The following is a 16,543-nucleotide window of genomic DNA, read 5'->3' on the forward strand; positions in this document are numbered from 1 at the left end:
CCCTGCCATTCCTGCTTGCGTCCGCGCCCAAGGCGTGGAAGCGGGAATAAACCAATCTTCTCAATCATGAGGACAGCCGAGAGAAATGGCGCAGACCACTGCACACGGCGCTTCGAAGCCAGCCTCCAGGATCGGTTTGGGCACGGTACTGGGTACCGCCGCAGCACTCGTTTTCTTCCTGATCACCGGCGCGCTGGCCTACTCGAATATCCAGACGCTGCGGGGCGACACGGCGAAGGTCGTTCACACGCATGAGGTGATTACCGAACTCGGCAATCTGCTGTCGGCGGTGCAGGATGCCGAGACCGGGCAGCGCGGCTATCTACTGACGGGTAATGCCCGCTATCTCGAACCCTATCAGGAGGCACTGGCCCGTACCGCGGCCAGCCTCAACGCGATCGAAGCGCTGACGGCCGACAATCCCGCGCAACAGGCCAATCTTCGCCGTCTCAAGCCGCGGCTCGACGCCAAGCTCGCCGAACTCAAGCAGACGATCGAATTGCGCCGGACTCAGGGAAGTACGGCCGCGCTTGCGCTGGTCAACACCGATCGCGGGAAGGTCGAGATGGATGCGATCCGCGCACAGCTCGGCGCGATCCGCACCGAAGAACGGCGGCTGCGTGAAGCCCGGCTCGAACAGATGGAAGCTGCGTACCGGACAGCGACGCTAAGCGGGATCCTGGCGGCACTGCTCGGGATCGGTCTGACGCTGGCAGTCGGCTTGCTCGTTCACCGCAGCACGGTCGCGCGTCAGCGCCAGACCTGGTTGCAGGCGGGCGAAGTCGGCCTCTCCCAAGCGATGCTGGGCGATCAGACCGTGCGCGAACTGGGCGCGAGCATCCTCGACTTCCTGACGCCCTATCTCGGCGCGCAGGCAAGCGTGCTGTTCAAGGGCGAGAATGGCGTCTTCACCCGCATGGCGACGCTCGGCGTTCCGGGCGATGCCACTGTGCCCGAACGCTTCTCGCTGCGTGAGGGCCTGCTGGGCCGCGTCGCCGAAGACGGAAAGCCGGTCGTAATCGACGATGTGCCAGAGGGCTATCTGACGCTCGGTTCGGCACTGGGCCGCGACACGCCGCGCCATCTCGTCATCGTGCCGTTCAGCGCCGATGGCGTGATCAACGCCGTGGTGGAACTGGGCTTCCTGCATGGCATCGACGACCGCGCGCTCGACCTTTTGGAGCAGATTGGGCAGCCCGCCGGGGTCGCGCTGCGTTCGGCCAAATACCGCACCGAATTGCAGACGCTGCTGGAGGAAACGCAGCGCCAGTCGGAAGAATTGCAGGTTCAGAGCGAGGAACTGAAGGTCTCCAATGAAGAGTTGGAAGAACAGGGCCGCGCACTCAAGGAATCGGCAGTGCGTCTGGAACAGCAACAGGTCGAACTCGAACAGACCAATTCGCAGCTCGAGGAACAGGCGCAATTGCTGGAGAACCAGCGCGACGCTCTTACGCGTTCGAGCGCGGCGGTCGAATTGAAGGCGCGCGAACTGGAGCAGGCCAGCCAGTACAAGTCGGATTTCCTCGCCAATATGAGCCATGAGCTGCGCACGCCGCTCAACTCGCTGCTGATCCTGTCCAAGCTGCTGGGCGACAATCCCAATGGCAATCTGACCGAGGAGCAGGCGCAATATGCCCGCACCATTCAGGCATCGGGCAACGATCTGCTCAATCTGATCAACGACATCCTCGACCTGTCGAAGATCGAAGCCGGTCATGTCGATATCCGCGCAGAGGTGGTATCGCTCAAGCGTCTCGTTTCCGACCTTCGCCAGACCTTCGATCCAATCGCGAGGGAGCGCAGACTGGCGTTCGAAATCGACGTGGCCGATGCGGCCCCGGCGACCGTCGCCACAGATCGTCAGCGGCTGGAACAGATCCTGAAGAACCTGCTGGCAAATGCGTTCAAATTCACCGAGGCCGGTCAGGTTTCGCTCAAGATCGCGCCGGTCGAAGACGGTCGACTGGCGTTGACGGTGATCGATACCGGCATCGGCATCTCGACCGAGCAGCAGCAGGCGATTTTCGATGCGTTTCGTCAGGCCGATGGATCCATCAGCCGCAAATTCGGCGGCACGGGGCTCGGCCTCTCAATCTCGCGCGAACTCGCTCGCCTGCTTGGCGGATCGATTGCGCTGGTCAGCGAACCCGGCGCGGGCAGCAGCTTCACCGTTACGATTCCGACGGAATATGATCCCGCTCAGGTCGAAGCGCGCCCCGAGCCGACGGCGCCGACCGCGCCCGGAACGGCTGCGAAACCCGCAACCAAAGCAAACGCGAAGGGCGCCACGCGTCTGAGTCCGATCGAGGATGATCGCGACAGGCTGGAGGGCGCCCGCCGGGTGCTGCTCGTCGTCGAGGACGACCAGGTGTTCGCGGGGATCGTCCGCGACCTGTCACGCGAAGCCGGGTTTCAGGCGCTTGTCGCCGGCACCGCCGAGGAAGCGATGGACCTTGCCCGCGAGTATAAGCCCAGCGCGATCGTACTCGATCTGGGCCTGCCCGATCAGTCAGGGCTTGCGGTGCTCGATCGGCTAAAGCGCGAGGATGCGACGCGGCACATCCCGATCCATGTCGTCTCGGCGAGCGACCAGACCCAGACTGCCTTTGCACTCGGTGCGATGGGCTATCTGGTCAAGCCGGTGAAACGCGAGGATCTGGCGCATGCGCTTGAAGCGTTGGAAGCGCAGCTGACGCGGACGATGCGCCGCGTGCTGATCGTCGAGGACGATCCGCTCCAGCGCGACGCGGTCGGCAAACTGCTGGCGGGTCCGGAGATCGAGACAGTCGGGGCCGGCACCGCCGCCGAATGCCTCAGGTTGCTCAGCGAGCAGACCTTCGATTGCATGGTGCTCGATCTTTCGCTGCCCGACGCCTCGGGCTTCTCGTTGCTGGAAACGCTGAGCAGCGGCGACCACAGCTTCCCGCCGGTGATTGTTTATACCGGCCACGATCTGTCGAGCTCGGACGAGCAGCAGCTTCGCCGCTACTCCAGCTCGATCATCATCAAGGGCGCCAAGTCGCCCGAGCGGCTGCTCGACGAAGTGACGCTGTTCCTGCACCAAGTGGTGTCCGAGCTTCCGCCTGAGCAACAGAAGATGATCCAACAGGCGCGCAACCGCGACGCGCTGCTCGAAGGCCGGCGGATCCTGATCGTCGAGGATGACGTCCGCAACGTCTACTCGCTGACCAACATTCTCGAGCCGCGCGGTGCGAAAGTGGCGATCGCGCGCAACGGGCAGGAAGCGCTCGAAGCGCTTGCCAACGCCGCAGACACGCCGGAGGCGATCGACCTGGTGCTGATGGACGTGATGATGCCGGTGATGGACGGGCTGGACGCAACCCGGCGCATCCGGCTGGATCCGCGCTTGTCGAAACTGCCGGTGATCATGCTGACCGCCAAGGCGATGCCCGACGATCAGGAACGATGTCTCGCGGCAGGCGCTAACGACTATATGGCCAAACCCCTCGACGTCGACAAACTTCTCTCTCTGGTCCGCGTATGGATGCCGCGCTGACTCAGCCGGCCAGCGAGCCGGTCGAGGATATCGAGATCAGTCTCCTGCTGGAGGCGCTGTACCGGCGGTATCATTATGATTTCCGCCATTATGCCCGCGCGTCGATCAAGCGGCGGATGCGTCAGGCGCGCGAGCAACTGGGCTTTGCCAGCCTCTCGGCGATGCAGGATGGGCTGCTCCACGACGAGAAGGTGGCGACGCGCCTGCTCGATTATCTGACTGTGCAGGTCAGCGAGATGTTTCGCGATCCGGGTTATTTTCGGGCGATCCGCGAAAATGTCGTGCCCCACCTGCGCACCTATCCCTCGCTCAAGATCTGGATCGCGGGGTGCAGCCATGGCGAGGAACTCTATTCCTTCGCGATCCTGCTCCATGAGGAAGGGCTGCTCGATCGCACGCTATTCTATGCGACCGACATCAACCCCGCCGCGCTGGAAGCCGCGCAGAACGGCATCTATTCGCTCGACCGGATCGCTGCCTTCACGCAGAACCATCAGCGCTCCGGCGGAAAATCGTCGCTCGCCGACTACTACACCACCGCCTATGGCCGCGCCGTATTCGACAAGAAACTGAGGTCGCGGGTCGTCTTCTCCGATCACAGCCTCGTCACCGACGCGGTATTCGCCGAATGCCAATTCGTCTCGTGCCGCAACGTCATGATCTATTTCGATAGGCCATTGCAGGACCGTGCGGTGGGACTCTTCAAGGATTCGCTCAGCCGGCGCGGCTTTCTCGGTCTCGGCTCGAAGGAGACGTTACGCTTCTCCGATCATGCCCATGCCTTCACCGAATTCGTCCGCGAAGAGAAAATCTATCAACGGCGCGACGCATGACGGATAATGGGGAGCGGGCCATCGTGATCGGCGCATCGGCGGGCGCGGTGCAGGCGCTGTCGCGCATTCTGCCGCGATTGCCGGCCGATTATCCCCTGCCCGTACTGGTCGTCGTCCATGTGCCGGCGGCGCCGTCCGGGCTGACGACACTGTTCGCCGCAAAGGCGCAAATGGTGGTTCGCGAACCCGAGGCGAAGGAGCCGATCGCGCCCGGCACCGTGTATTTCGCACCGCCGGGCTATCACATGCTGGTCGAGGAAGACCGCAGCATCGCGCTATCGGCGGACGAGCCGGTGCTGTTCTCGCGACCCTCCATAGACGTCTTGTTCGAAAGCGCGGCCGATTGCTACGGTGCGGGCCTCGTCGCGCTGGTGCTGAGCGGTGCGAATGAGGATGGAGCCGAGGGCGCTGCTTCGGTCCTCGCTGCGGGGGGGACCGTGCTGGTGCAGGACCCCGAAGAAGCCTTCGCCGCCACGATGCCGGACGCGGCGCTCGCGCGGTCGCCGGCAGCGCGCCCTTTGTCGCTCGACGCAATTACCGATCATCTGCTGAAGCTGGGAACGATATGAGCAGTGCGGACGATCCCATCCATTTCCTGATCGTCGACGATCTCGACGAAAATCTCGTCGCACTTGAGGCGCTGCTGCGGCGCGACGGTCTCGCCTTCTTGCGGGCGCGTTCCGGCGAGGAAGCGCTCGAATTGCTGCTGCGCCACGAAGTCGCGCTGGCGCTGCTCGACGTGCAGATGCCGGGGATGGACGGATTCGAGCTTGCCGAATTCATGCGCGGCAATGAGCGCACGCGGCACGTTCCGATCATCTTCGTGACCGCCGGCAGTGCCGACACGCAGCGGCGCTTCCGCGGCTATGAAGCCGGCGCCGTCGACTTCATCCAGAAGCCTATCGAGCCCGACATTTTGCGCGGCAAGGCGAGCGTCTTCTTCGATCTTCACCGGCAGCGTCGCGCGCTTGCCGACACCGCCGGGCTGCTCGAAGCACAGGTGCGCGAACGCACCGTTGAACTGGAAGACGCCCTCGCCCGGCTCAAGGCGGAGACCGCGGAGCGCGAACGCGCCGAGGCATCGCTGCGCCAGAGCCAGAAGATGGAAGCGGTAGGGCAATTGACCGGCGGCATCGCGCATGATTTCAACAATATGCTCACCGGCATTATCGGGTCGCTCGATCTGATGCGCCGCCGCATCGCCGTCGGCCGAGTGGACGATCTCGATCGCTATATGGATGCCGCGACCAGCTCGGCGGAGCGAGCGGCGTCGCTGACCCAGCGCCTGCTTGCCTTTTCGCGCCGGCAGTCGCTCGATCCGCGGCCGCTCGAGCTGAACGCGCTGATCCATTCGATGTCGCAGCTCGTCGAACACGCGCTGCCGGAACATATCGAACTGACGCTTGTACCCGGTCCCGATCTCCCCGCGGCGCTGGCCGATCCCAACCAGCTGGAAAATGCCATCCTGAACCTCGCGCTCAACGCTCGCGACGCGATGCCTGACGGTGGGAAGCTGGTGATCGAGACCAGCCTTGCCGATCTCGACGCGGCGCATATTTCGACAAGGCCTGGGTTGCCAGCCGGGCGGTTCGCTGTTGTGTCGGTCACCGATACCGGCACTGGCATCCCAACCGAAGTAATCGACAAGGTGTTTGATCCCTTCTTCACGACCAAGCCGATGGGACAGGGGACGGGACTGGGGCTATCGATGGTCTATGGCTTTGCGCAACAAAGTGGCGGCGCGGTGCGCATTCATAGCCAGCCGGGAATCGGAACCTCGGTGAAGCTTTACCTCCCTGTCACCGACGCAAGCCCGATCGCCACCGCGGTGCCCGCGGGGGTCGCTCCAAAAGGGGCCGGCGAGCGCGTCCTCATTGTCGAAGACGATGCGGCGGTGCGGATGCTGGTTCGCGAGGTGCTCGAGGAGCTTCATTATGAAGCGATCGAACTTGCCGACCCGGTCTCGGCGGTACCGCTGTTCGCCTCAGACGTCCGGATCGACCTGATGATTTCGGACGTCGGCATGCCGGGCATGAATGGCCGCGAGCTGGCGGACGTGGCACGCGAGCATCGCCCCGACCTCCCGATCCTGTTCATCACTGGCTATGCCGAGCACGCCACAACCCGTGCGGGATTCCTTGGCACCGGCATGTCGATGATAACCAAGCCCTTCTCCATGGAAGGCCTTGCTATGAAGGTCAGCGAACTGGTGGGAAAGTCAGCGCCGGTAGATTAGGGAGCTTATCCGTCCGGGCAACCAACGCCGAAACCGGTCGAGCGCACCTGCCGCGTGCGCGGCTTCGACCGCGTGGCTCGGATCGCCGCGCCGAGCCCGGTGGGCTTCGCGACGATGCGACCCCCGTTTACCTGGACGAGGGGTGACGCTCGAGGGGCGTATGCCGTGGCCGCTGTTAGGCTCGTTGCTGATTTGTCGGCTTCTGGGCCGGAAGCGGATTGGCGGCTTTCAACATTGCGGAGCGAGATGGCCGCCGCCAAGGGTTCGCAATCGAGGCCAGAAATCGATTCTCACGCTGCCTGCGAGGTGGCCGACAACCCCTTCCGTTATGGCGTATATAATACGACCGGTTTCGATGCATCCCTGTTTGATGGCTCTCCGTTGGCGGTAGGTGGAAAGCTCATATAGATATCTGACCCGGACTTCAGCGCTTGGTGCAGGGGAAGGCTTCAAACAATGCGTTCAAGACCTGGGCGGCAGCGTCCTTGTGTCGCTCCGCCGGGTGGCTGCTGAGATAGGCAATCACAATATCGGTTATCTGCTCACTTGGGACACCCAAGGGCACGCAGTATGGCAGTGGGACTTTAACATGTGCGGCATAACTTGTGGCCCCGTCAGCGACACCGGAAATGTAGCCGGCACACCAGGGCCTGTCCGTTTGGCAAATATCGGAGAGTTCCTTGGCGGTTACAAAAGCCGGAATTTCGTCCTGGGCGTACGCAGGTGTCGCGATGAACACCGTTAAGACCGCCAACGATTTCAGCATCGTCATGTCGCCGCATCCTCTAATTCTAGATATGTTAAATCGGAAGGAACGCTTTCGCCTCGTTCGGAGAAGCCAGCCGCGAGATGCCAGGTCGAGGCTAATCGGAATCATAATCGGCCAAACCCTGGGGACAGACTTTGCCGGCTTCTAGTATAGCCGTGCGGTTCCCGCGCCGCGCCTGAAGATCGCTTTCGATCCGACGAAGAAGCGTGGCATCGCTATTTAGATTGCGTGCATCTTTCAGCGCTCCGATCGCGCGGTTGGTGTAGCTGAGCGCGCTCCCGAGGAAGGTGCAAGCGTAGCTCGTGCGCTTGTTGCGGAAATAGAATAGCGCTTCCTCGCTCTGCTTTTTTGCCTGTTCCGCAAAGAAGCTGGCTCGGTCAATTTCCGCCTTCGCGCTCTGAGCGAGCGCGGGGTCGCCCCAAAACAGCAGCAAGGCCGTCATAACCGCAACATGCTTCATCATCGGCTTTCTCCCGCCGACTCCATGAATGATCGACTCCGCTCAGTACCCCCCCTTTTGGGGGGGTGCCCTAAAATTAAGCGCCCCAGTCTACCGACAGTGGTCCGCACGACAGCGCTGGCGCGAGTGCGCCTTCTTTAGGTCTTGAGGCGGACCCGCGGGTCTGCGACCAAGGCAGGCGTTTTCACCAGCCACGACGGCCCGCTTAGTGCGTGGCCTTCGATCCAATTTGTCGTCCTCTCCTGCCGTCGCGGCAACCATACCCAATCGGGGGTGTGCCTCTGGCGAAAGCCGCTTAATGAGGCACCATCGGCGTTGGTGTGGCCGCGATGTGCGCGCCTTGGCTGGCCGAAATTTTTTTGGGGGGGTAACAACGTGATGCGCTTCGCTCTGCAGATCCTCGCTGCGCTTACCCTGTTGCCACCTATCGCCGTCGCGCAAGTTGCGACGCCCGCTGCGCTTGGCCCCGATAGCATCGAGCGGCTGGTCGACGCGATGGTTGCGGACAAGCTGGCGAAATCGAGAGCGTCAAATGCTCCCTCGGCAAGCGGGTTGGCACAGATCGAACTGGCGCAGATGGTGCGGCCCACCGATTTAAACGTGCTTCGGCAGGTGGCTTGGCAGGCGCAGGGGAACCGCTATTCGCTACGCCAGTATCAGACGATCCTTGAATTTCTGCCGAACGATCCGATCGCCGCCTTCGCCGTCGCCGAACTCATGGCAGGGGAAGGCTATCACAGGATCGCGCTGCCCTATTATGCACGCGTCGCGGCTGCCTACCCGGATAACACGCACTACGCCTATCGCGCCGGTATCAACGCCTTTTTCGCGGGAGATTATGCTGCCTGCGTCACCCATCTTGACGCGGCGCTGCGGAATACCCGGACGCCGAACGCCGGGGACCAGTATCTCAAGCGCGCGGAATGCCATGCACTCCAAGGTAACAAGGCAGATGCGAAGCGCGACTTTGCCAGCGCCTACGCTGAGTTCGACGGAAACGGGAATGCGTGGTCGACGCTGATGTTCAAGGACGGTGGCTATGAAGGCTGTCGCGGTTCCGCGGATTCGAGAACCGCCAACTCAATCAAGCAACGTCAGAAATCCCAACGGTACAAGGCCTATCTGGAGGCGACTATCGCGCTGCAGTGCGACCCTAATCATATCGGCGCGCTCGAAGCGATCCTGGCGCTCGAAGTAAATGATTCGAATTTAAAGGGTCATGCGAAGGCCCATGCGATCCGGCTGGCGGACGTTCGCGACGGGGGCAAGACTTCTGCTGCATTCGCAGCACCGCTGGCTCCCATGACGATAGCGGAGATGCTTCGCGAAGGTGAATCCATCGATCTCGGTCCTAAAGGCGACCTCACCCGAAAACGTCGCGCGGTCTATCTTGCGACGCGCATTCTGATGGTCGAACCCGGCAATCTGGACGCGAGAATGCTGCGCGCCAGCGCGTTGGCAAACCTGAACATTCCAGCGCTGGGCCCGATGTCCTGGGACGACGCTACGCGGGTGATGCGGGCGCGGCCGGATCGCGCGGCGCCGCATGACATTCGCGCGGCCTGGCTTGAGCGCAGCGGCGACAATGCTGGAGTGCTGGTGGAAATGGGCCTGGCGATCGGAATAAAGCCGAATGTTGCTCGATACTATCTTGTTCGCGGCGGAGCCTTGGCGGAACTGGGTCGCTATGGCCCGGCGCTGGCGGACATGACCTCGGCAATCCGGCTGGAGCCCAGGAATTTTTTCGCGCTCATGCGCCGGGGCGACACGTATTTGCTGACGAAGAACTTCGCGGCAGCCCAGGCCGATTTCGAAGCGGCCGCATTGATCGAGCCAAAAAATATCCTTCCGCGCGTGGGCATGATCCGGATGGCCGATCTGATGGGCCAGACTGCAAAGGCGGACGAAATGCATCTCGCATTGCTGAGGACCAGCGAGTTTGCAGATCATAATCCTTATCTGGTGTCGCGCGGAAAGCCGTTCGTCGCGCAGGTCACGCGCGAGCGCAGCGACACCGCACAGGCCGCGCGTAAGCGATCTGCCGATGCAGAGTTCGATGCAATCCGCGGACAATGGAATCTTCTGGTCAAATGCCACGCCGATAACCTCGAGTTGCTGGCGAGAGCTTCAGACGCCATGGGCGCCGGTGGGAGCAAGACAGCGTGGGCACCCTCGATTTCTAGCGCGAACACGCCGTGCTATGAACGCGCCAGCGCGCTGTCAGCGCGTGCCGGCACATTTCGCTACTCCGCCGCCTACGGGTTGTTGTCGACGGCTCGGCAGGCAGCTCTGGACGAGCTAATTCCCGCGATCGAGCAGGCGCTCGCTGACCTGCTTAGAGCCCGGCGACTCTTCGGCCTCTACGTAAAGTGAGCGGGGACGACCCGAGGCATATTTCCACCTCACAATCAGAACCGCTTTCCGACGCGGTAACGGCCCTGATTCAAGCCTCAAGGCGCTCCACCGGCTGCTAAGTTGCTGGACCGCTTTCCACCCAATATCGGTCGTTCCGGCCGGCAATCCTCGCGCGATCGGGCGAATGACCGGATTTGGGTGGTTAACTGCCATTCTGCGCACGGCTCAAATCGCGCGCCAGATAGCGCTTCGACAGCCGCTTTCCTTCTCGTGCTAGATAGTAGTTCGGGGCCGCGTCCCGAAAGTGCCAGATGATATCCCTGACTACGCTCCGCTTGCCTTGCACTTCCACGGCGTCGCCGACATCGAAGGTGACGCCGCTGACGCGATGCAAACACTTCTCTTGCACGCGAAACCTTGCGTCGCCGAACCGGATCTCGGTCCACTCATCGCTGCGCGCAGATACCCGGACAACGCGCTGATGGAGACCCATTGCGACCAGGTGCTCAGCATCTCCTGGCGCGGCCAAGGTTGGGTCATTTTCAGCTGTCCAGAGAAGTACAGCCGTCTGCTGAGGTGCGTTTGGCATCCGGTCCAGATTAGGTGTCGCGAGCGTCGGCGCAAGGTCCGCAATTGGGTCGTTAGCTGCCGTTCGACATCGGCATGAATGAACGACCGCTTTCGGGTGTCGCGGCAAACGAACTGAACGGCGAAAATTCGTGCGCTAAGCGGACGATAGGAATTGGGAATGAGGATGGGCCCGGCCTCGCGACCGGGCCCGCCCGGCTCAGTAGTCGATCGACGGCACCGGCGCCGTCTTCTCGTCCTTGGGGGCCTCGGCAACGAGCGCCTCAGTCGTGATCAGCAGCGACGCGACCGAAGCCGCATCCTGGAGCGCGGTGCGCACAACCTTGGCTGGGTCGATCACGCCCGCCTGGACCATATCCTGGTACTCGCCGGTCGCGGCGTTGAAGCCCCAGTTATAGTCCTCGCTCTCGAGCAGCTTGCCGACAATCCATGCGCCGTCCTCACCGGCATTCTCGGCGATCTGGCGGGCCGGGGCGCGCAGTGCCCGGCGGACGATGTCGATGCCCGACTGCTGGTCGTCGTTCGCGGCCTTGAGCCCTTCGAGTGCCTTGAGCGCGCGCAGCAGCGGGACGCCGCCGCCCGGCAGGATGCCTTCCTCGACCGCGGCGCGGGTGGCGTGGAGCGCGTCGTCGACGCGGTCCTTCTTTTCCTTGACCTCGACCTCGGTCGCGCCGCCGACCCGGATCACCGCGACGCCGCCGGCGAGCTTGGCGAGCCGCTCCTGCAGCTTCTCGCGGTCATAGTCGCTGGTGGTGGTTTCGATCTGCTGACGGATCTGCGCGACGCGGCCGTCGATGTCGGGCTTGGTCCCGACACCGTCGATGATCGTCGTGTTGTCCTTGTCGATCGTGACCTTCTTCGCGCGGCCGAGCATTTCGATGGTGACGTTCTCGAGCTTGGTGCCGAGATCTTCGCTGACCACGTTGCCGCCCGTCAGGATGGCGATGTCCTCGAGCATTGCCTTGCGGCGGTCGCCGAAGCCGGGTGCCTTGACCGCCGCGATTTTGAGGCCGCCGCGCAGCTTGTTGACGACGAGCGTTGCAAGCGCCTCGCCTTCGACATCCTCGGCGATGATCAGCAGCGGCCGGCCCGACTGGACGACCTTCTCGAGGAGCGGCACCAGGGCCTGCAGGTTCGAGAGCTTCTTCTCGTGGATCAGGATGTAGGGGTCATCGAGCTCCACCCGCAGCTTCTCGGGATTGGTGATGAAGTAGGGCGAGAGGTAACCGCGGTCGAACTGCATGCCGTCGACGGTTTCGAGCTCGGTCTCGAGGCTTTTGGCTTCCTCGACGGTGATCACGCCTTCGTTGCCGACCTTCTCCATTGCCTCCGCGAGGATGCGACCGACTTCCCCGTCGCCATTCGCCGAGATCGTCGCGACCTGGGCGATCTCGCTATTGGCGTCGACCTTCTTCGCATGCGCCTCGAGATCCTTGACGACCGTCGTCACGGCAAGGTCGATGCCGCGCTTGACGTCCATCGGGTTCATACCCGCGGCGACCGCCTTCGAACCCTCGCGCACGATCGCCTGGGCGAGCACCGTGGCGGTGGTGGTTCCGTCACCGGCCTTGTCGTTCTGCTTGTTTGCGACTTCGCGCAGCATCTGTGCGCCCATATTCTCGAACCTGTCGGCGAGTTCGATCTCCTTGGCGACCGTCACGCCATCCTTGGTGATGCGCGGCGCGCCGAAGCTCTTCTCGATCACGACATTGCGGCCCTTTGGACCCAGCGTCACTTTTACCGCGTTCGCAAGCGTATCCACGCCGCGCAGCATGCGATCACGCGCGTCCGACGCAAATTTCACTTCCTTGGCAGCCATCTTGGCTTACTCCTTTCGTGTCCTTCCTGATTTTGAGAGATTGACGGACGATCACGCCGCCTGCTTGAGTTCGGCCCGGGCTTCGATCACGCCGAGGATGTCGCTTTCCTTCATGATGAGCAGGTCCTCGCCGTCGATCTTGACCTCAGTGCCCGACCATTTGCCGAACAGGACGCGATCACCGGCCGCGACCGATAGCGCGACGAGATTGCCCTTGTCGTCGCGCACACCCGGGCCGGCGGCGACAACTTCGCCTTCCTGGGGCTTCTCCTTTGCGGTGTCGGGGATGATGATGCCGCCCGAAGTCTTTTCCTCGGCTTCGATGCGGCGGACGACCACACGGTCGTGCAAGGGGCGGAAATGCATGCATAACCTCCAGATGCAAAACGTTGATGTGATGTTGCAGACGCCCAAATGGACGCCGGCGGCGGCGAATTAGGAAGCACGATTTTCCCGGTCAAGAGGCGCAACTCAATTTTTTGGCACTCGTTGGCACAGAGTGCCAAAGACGGCATTTGGAAGTGGCATTGAGGACACGCAGGACCCCTTGACGGCGGTCCATCGACGACCAAAATTTGGCGTTGGGTCCACGAGCCCGTGGAAAGGAGCGACAGCAAGGAAAGGAGGCAGACCCATGTCGCAGCCAGTATCCCGTTTTCTTCACCCGTTTGACGTCGCGCGCCATCCCAGCCTCGAGCCCGAGGTAAAGCGCGCCATCCTGGCCCGCTGGGCATCCGACAGATCTGCGGTCCCGGACAAGCCCGCTTTGCGCAGGCCACCGGGCGTTCGCCGTCCCGTTCCGCTCGATGACGTGCTGACGGCATTGCGCTCGCTCGACCTTCAAAAGGGACGGGACGGGGCGGTGACGCAATGAGCGATCGCGCCTTCATCGCCCAGCTGGAAGGGTACGGGCTGACGATGGCGGAGATTCACTACTACCGCCCCGATGCGCCTTCCTGGCTCCAGCTCTATGTCTGGCAGGATTATGATCTGGCCCCGGATTTTCCGGTGCTGTTCGGCTTCCTCGACCATTGGCGGCGCGAAATCGAGGCGGCGCTGCATTCGGTCCGGATCGCGCACGAGCAGCTGATCCGGCCGGCGGAGTGGCGCGCCATCGATGGCGTCATCTCGATCCAGTGAGCCGTACCCCGATCCAGCGCTGGCGCGAGCGTGGCGGCCGCGCCGCCCGCTTCCTCCTGCCCTTCGACGACATCATGGAATTCGCGCTCGCGCTGTTGTCGGTATCGCCTTCCGAGCTGGGCGATCTCGGCTGGACATTCGCCGATCGCAAGCGGTTGCTCGACCATCTTCTCGCATCCGGCCGTGCGGCCCAGGGTGCGCAGCCCGAGGCTCTGCCCCGGATGCCGATCGAGTTGACGATTCCGCAGCGCGACATAGACCGGCTGCAGCGTTTCGCGCGGCGCGAGCTCCCCAAGGCGGCCAGCAACGCCGCGATGCTGGATCGCGTGCTTGCGGCACTGGACCTGGCATCGCATCGCACGCGCACCGGCTGAGGCCAAGCTATCCGCGCAGGAACGGCGCCTCGCCAAGACCGTCGAACACGAACTGCACTGCCAGACCCGCCAGCAGAATCCCGGAGACCCGGCTAACGACGTCGGCGCCGGTGCGGCCGAGGACGGCGATCAGCCACTCGGCTGCCCGCATCGCCACATAGGTCAGGAGTAAGCACACCAGCACCATCGCGATGACGCCGGCCGCCTCGATCCATCCGGCTGTCCGGCCCATGACCAGCACTGCGGCGGAGAGGCCTCCCGGCCCTGCAATCAGCGGAAAGGCGAGCGGGAAAACGGCGATGTCGCCCGGCCGCTCGGCATCGCGCTTCTCACTTTCGTTGAGTGAGGAGAGACCGGGACTGGAGAAAGTGAGCGTCAGCGCCTGGAGAAACAGCAGCAAGCCTCCGGCAACCCGGAATGCCGGCAGCGAAATGTGGAGCAGTGACAACACGGCCGATCCGGCGACCGCGAAAAGTAGAAGTACGACCCCGGCGATCGTCACGGAACGCAGCGCCAAGGCGCGACGCTGGCTTCGGTGAACGCCGGCAGTCAGACTGGCAAAGACGACCGCCGTCTCCACGGGTCCGATGGTGACGAACAGGGTGACGAAGCTGGAGAGAATGCTGGGCGCGACGTGCATGATGATGAGATGTCGGATTCAGTATCTAGGGCAAGGCCCCATCGCCTTTGCGGATGCCGGTGCGGTATACGAGGTAGGAGCGGGCGGCAGCAGACCCGCTGAACAGCGATCCGGCGGTCCTTTGCGACCACCGGGGGTGCGCAGAAGGTCCCCGCTCCTGGCGGAGGGTCGAATGACCCGCCGGCGCCATGCGGCGCCGGCGGGCCGGTCGGGATCAGGCCGCCTCGCGGCCCTCTTCCTTCGGCGCCTCGATTCGCGGCTGATCAGTACCGCCGATCGCGATCTTGCGCGGCTTCATCGCTTCGGGAACGACGCGCTGTAGCGCGATGCTGAGCAGGCCATTCTCGAAGTCGGCCGAACGGACCTCTACGAAGTCGGCAAGCTGGAACCGCCGCTCGAACGGACGCGCGGCGATGCCGCGGTGGAGATACTGCCCCTCCTCCTTGTCCTCGACGCGGTTGCCGGTGACGGTCAGCTGGTTCTGCTGCGCGACGATCTCGATCTCGTCGGGGCGGAAACCCGCGACCGCGAGCGTGATCCGGTAGCTGTCCTCGCCGTCCCGGGCAATGTCGAACGGCGGATAGCCGTCGCTGCCATCGCCACGAAGACCCGTCTCAAGCAAGTCGAAGAGACGGTCGAAGCCGACCGTCGAGCGCCGATAAGGCGCGAAGTCGAAATTGGTTCTCATTTCCAAATCCTCTTTCTGAGCAATTTGGGCATGAGCCGCGCCGGTAGAAGAGCCGACGCCCTCCATGTCCCACCGGACCCGGTTTGGCGTCCGGATAGGAAAACTTAGGAAGCCCGATTTGACCGTCAAGGCCTCCGGAATTGGGCTGCAAGTTTTTACGCGGAGGAGTTCCGGCATGCATGGCGTCGCCCTTGCTAAGGGCCACCCGCTTTCGCCTGAAGAACCCGTCCGGTTTCGGCATTGGAAGCGGTCCGCTCGGCTTTCCAACCCGTGAGCAGGGAGGTTTGCGTTGACCTCTTGTCGTTGGCCAATGTAGGGACGCTGATACTGCACCCGTAGCTCAGCTGGATAGAGTGTCGCCCTCCGAAGGCGAAGGTCACAGGTTCGAATCCTGTCGGGTGCGCCATCACACTTTTCGCCACCCTGCCTAGAGCGCTCTAATAAGTGCCAAGGAAATCTTGATAATTCCGCCGCTGGAATGGCGCCAATCTGACTTCCAGCGCCCCTCGACAAATAAGCGAGGCAACGCCGAAGGTTATCTTGAGGAATGCTCGTCCGCGCCGGCATGACCCATCGCCGGACAGTTCGCGTTCGCGATGTTCGCAGCCGGTATTATCGGGACCGGCCTTCTCGCCGTTCCCGTGCTTGCCGGCTCGGCTGCCTATGCCGTCACCGAGATGACCGGCATCGCCGGCAGCCTCGACGCAAAGCCCCTCTCCGCCAGGCTGTTCTATGGTACGATCGCGGCGACCACGCTGGCGGGGGCCTCCCTCAACGGGATCGGTATCGATCCGGCACGGGCGCTCTATTGGGCGGCAGTAGTCAATGGCATCCTCGCCGGGCCACTGATGGTTGTGATGATGCTCATCGTGCGCAATCCGCGTGCGATGGGCCGACTTACCTTCTCGCGCGCCCGGTCGCTCTTCGGCTGGGCGGCCACAGCGGTGATGCTGGCGGCATCGGCGCTCTTCTTGGGGTTCATGGCTGCGGGTCTCGCCTGAGGCATTCGCGATGCGTCGGGCAGCGTCCGTACGGCGGCATCCTATCGGCGAATGACAGCCCGTTCGACGATCACTTGCATGCGCGAAAGCGCTCGCTGGTGGATCTCGTCGTTCGTCATCAGG

16 protein-coding genes and 1 tRNA gene are annotated in these 16,543 nt (G+C 63.0%); 10 read left to right on the forward strand and 7 right to left on the reverse strand.

Annotation, left to right across the window (positions count from 1 at the left end):
* The first annotated feature begins 136 nt into the window (after positions 1-136).
* Genes HHL13_RS19630 through HHL13_RS19645 form a run of 4 tightly spaced genes read left to right on the forward strand, consistent with a single transcriptional unit; the run spans position 137 to position 6,586 of the window.
* On the forward strand, positions 137-3,517 hold the full coding sequence (locus tag HHL13_RS19630; RefSeq protein WP_240953908.1) for a response regulator: 3,381 nt from the start codon (positions 137-139) through the stop codon (positions 3,515-3,517).
* Positions 3,502-4,350 carry a CheR family methyltransferase gene (locus HHL13_RS19635; RefSeq protein ID WP_169557610.1) on the forward strand — a complete coding sequence of 283 codons (849 nt, stop codon included), beginning with the start codon at positions 3,502-3,504 and terminating at the stop codon, positions 4,348-4,350. Before HHL13_RS19630 ends, HHL13_RS19635 begins: the two co-directional genes overlap by 16 nt.
* The gene (locus HHL13_RS19640) at positions 4,347-4,919 is read left to right on the forward strand and encodes a chemotaxis protein CheB (RefSeq protein WP_169557611.1); all 573 of its coding nucleotides are present in this window, start codon (positions 4,347-4,349) and stop codon (positions 4,917-4,919) included. Before HHL13_RS19635 ends, HHL13_RS19640 begins: the two co-directional genes overlap by 4 nt.
* Positions 4,916-6,586, forward strand: a complete 1,671-nt coding sequence (locus HHL13_RS19645; protein ID WP_169557612.1) for a response regulator — start codon at positions 4,916-4,918, stop codon at positions 6,584-6,586. Before HHL13_RS19640 ends, HHL13_RS19645 begins: the two co-directional genes overlap by 4 nt.
* A gap of 424 nt (positions 6,587-7,010) precedes the next feature.
* Here HHL13_RS19645 and HHL13_RS19650 read toward each other — a convergent pair whose 3' ends face one another.
* Both HHL13_RS19650 and HHL13_RS19655 read right to left on the reverse strand, forming a co-directional pair.
* On the reverse strand, positions 7,011-7,358 hold the full coding sequence (locus tag HHL13_RS19650; RefSeq protein ID WP_169557613.1) for a Rap1a/Tai family immunity protein: 348 nt from the start codon (positions 7,356-7,358) through the stop codon (positions 7,011-7,013).
* Positions 7,359-7,449: 91 nt separating this feature from the next.
* Positions 7,450-7,818 (reverse strand): hypothetical protein, encoded by a 369-nt coding sequence (locus HHL13_RS19655; RefSeq protein ID WP_169557614.1) that lies wholly within the window; start codon positions 7,816-7,818, stop codon positions 7,450-7,452.
* Between the two features lie 375 nt (positions 7,819-8,193).
* On the opposite strand from HHL13_RS19655, the gene HHL13_RS19660 reads away from it, so the two are divergent.
* Entirely contained in the window at positions 8,194-10,188 is a 1,995-nt protein-coding gene (locus HHL13_RS19660) for a hypothetical protein (RefSeq protein WP_169557615.1), read from the forward strand.
* A gap of 184 nt (positions 10,189-10,372) precedes the next feature.
* Here HHL13_RS19660 and HHL13_RS19665 read toward each other — a convergent pair whose 3' ends face one another.
* From HHL13_RS19665 to groES, 3 genes are all read right to left on the reverse strand, one after another.
* Positions 10,373-10,759: a hypothetical protein gene (locus HHL13_RS19665; RefSeq protein WP_169557616.1), complete on the reverse strand. Its 387-nt coding sequence runs from the start codon at positions 10,757-10,759 to the stop codon at positions 10,373-10,375.
* 198 nt (positions 10,760-10,957) lie between these two features.
* The gene (gene groL, locus HHL13_RS19670; protein WP_169557617.1) at positions 10,958-12,577 is read right to left on the reverse strand and encodes a chaperonin GroEL; all 1,620 of its coding nucleotides are present in this window, start codon (positions 12,575-12,577) and stop codon (positions 10,958-10,960) included.
* Between the two features lie 51 nt (positions 12,578-12,628).
* Entirely contained in the window at positions 12,629-12,943 is a 315-nt protein-coding gene (groES, locus tag HHL13_RS19675) for a co-chaperone GroES (protein WP_169557618.1), read from the reverse strand.
* A 268-nt stretch (positions 12,944-13,211) separates the two neighbouring features.
* Between groES and HHL13_RS19680 the strand changes: the two genes are divergently transcribed.
* The 3 genes from HHL13_RS19680 to HHL13_RS19690 are packed head-to-tail and all read left to right on the forward strand — an operon-like array spanning position 13,212 to position 14,091.
* Positions 13,212-13,451 (forward strand): hypothetical protein, encoded by a 240-nt coding sequence (locus HHL13_RS19680; protein WP_169557619.1) that lies wholly within the window; start codon positions 13,212-13,214, stop codon positions 13,449-13,451.
* On the forward strand, positions 13,448-13,717 hold the full coding sequence (locus tag HHL13_RS19685; RefSeq protein WP_169557620.1) for an usg protein: 270 nt from the start codon (positions 13,448-13,450) through the stop codon (positions 13,715-13,717). The genes HHL13_RS19680 and HHL13_RS19685 overlap by 4 nt, the downstream gene beginning before the upstream one ends.
* On the forward strand, positions 13,714-14,091 hold the full coding sequence (locus HHL13_RS19690) for a hypothetical protein (protein ID WP_346775595.1): 378 nt from the start codon (positions 13,714-13,716) through the stop codon (positions 14,089-14,091). Before HHL13_RS19685 ends, HHL13_RS19690 begins: the two co-directional genes overlap by 4 nt.
* Before the next feature lie 7 nt (positions 14,092-14,098).
* Here the strand turns inward: HHL13_RS19690 and HHL13_RS19695 are convergent, their stop codons facing one another.
* On the reverse strand, positions 14,099-14,731 hold the full coding sequence (locus HHL13_RS19695; protein WP_169557621.1) for a MarC family protein: 633 nt from the start codon (positions 14,729-14,731) through the stop codon (positions 14,099-14,101).
* 214 nt (positions 14,732-14,945) lie between these two features.
* Positions 14,946-15,419 carry an Hsp20 family protein gene (locus tag HHL13_RS19700; protein ID WP_169557622.1) on the reverse strand — a complete coding sequence of 158 codons (474 nt, stop codon included), beginning with the start codon at positions 15,417-15,419 and terminating at the stop codon, positions 14,946-14,948.
* A gap of 329 nt (positions 15,420-15,748) precedes the next feature.
* On the opposite strand from HHL13_RS19700, the gene HHL13_RS19705 reads away from it, so the two are divergent.
* Both HHL13_RS19705 and HHL13_RS19710 read left to right on the forward strand, forming a co-directional pair.
* A tRNA-Arg gene (locus HHL13_RS19705) sits at positions 15,749-15,825 on the forward strand.
* A 166-nt stretch (positions 15,826-15,991) separates the two neighbouring features.
* A complete protein-coding gene (locus HHL13_RS19710; RefSeq protein ID WP_346775617.1) occupies positions 15,992-16,420 on the forward strand; it encodes a divalent metal cation transporter in 429 nt (142 codons plus the stop codon).
* The last annotated feature ends 123 nt before the right edge of the window (positions 16,421-16,543 follow it).

Origin of the sequence: Sphingomonas sp. G-3-2-10, from assembly GCF_012927115.1 — a bacterium.
GTDB lineage: Bacteria > Pseudomonadota > Alphaproteobacteria > Sphingomonadales > Sphingomonadaceae > Sphingomonas.

Coding starts and splice junctions, on each gene's coding strand:
- HHL13_RS19635 (WP_169557610.1), top strand. CDS start 3,502: ATGGATGCCGCGCTGACTCAGCCGGCCAGCGAGCCGGTCGAGGATATC.
- HHL13_RS19640 (WP_169557611.1), top strand. CDS start 4,347: ATGACGGATAATGGGGAGCGGGCCATCGTGATCGGCGCATCGGCGGGC.
- HHL13_RS19645 (WP_169557612.1), top strand. CDS start 4,916: ATGAGCAGTGCGGACGATCCCATCCATTTCCTGATCGTCGACGATCTC.
- HHL13_RS19650 (WP_169557613.1), bottom strand. CDS start 7,358: ATGACGATGCTGAAATCGTTGGCGGTCTTAACGGTGTTCATCGCGACA.
- HHL13_RS19655 (WP_169557614.1), bottom strand. CDS start 7,818: ATGATGAAGCATGTTGCGGTTATGACGGCCTTGCTGCTGTTTTGGGGC.
- HHL13_RS19660 (WP_169557615.1), top strand. CDS start 8,194: ATGCGCTTCGCTCTGCAGATCCTCGCTGCGCTTACCCTGTTGCCACCT.
- HHL13_RS19665 (WP_169557616.1), bottom strand. CDS start 10,759: ATGCCAAACGCACCTCAGCAGACGGCTGTACTTCTCTGGACAGCTGAA.
- groL (WP_169557617.1), bottom strand. CDS start 12,577: ATGGCTGCCAAGGAAGTGAAATTTGCGTCGGACGCGCGTGATCGCATG.
- groES (WP_169557618.1), bottom strand. CDS start 12,943: ATGCATTTCCGCCCCTTGCACGACCGTGTGGTCGTCCGCCGCATCGAA.
- HHL13_RS19680 (WP_169557619.1), top strand. CDS start 13,212: ATGTCGCAGCCAGTATCCCGTTTTCTTCACCCGTTTGACGTCGCGCGC.
- HHL13_RS19685 (WP_169557620.1), top strand. CDS start 13,448: ATGAGCGATCGCGCCTTCATCGCCCAGCTGGAAGGGTACGGGCTGACG.
- HHL13_RS19695 (WP_169557621.1), bottom strand. CDS start 14,731: ATGCACGTCGCGCCCAGCATTCTCTCCAGCTTCGTCACCCTGTTCGTC.
- HHL13_RS19700 (WP_169557622.1), bottom strand. CDS start 15,419: ATGAGAACCAATTTCGACTTCGCGCCTTATCGGCGCTCGACGGTCGGC.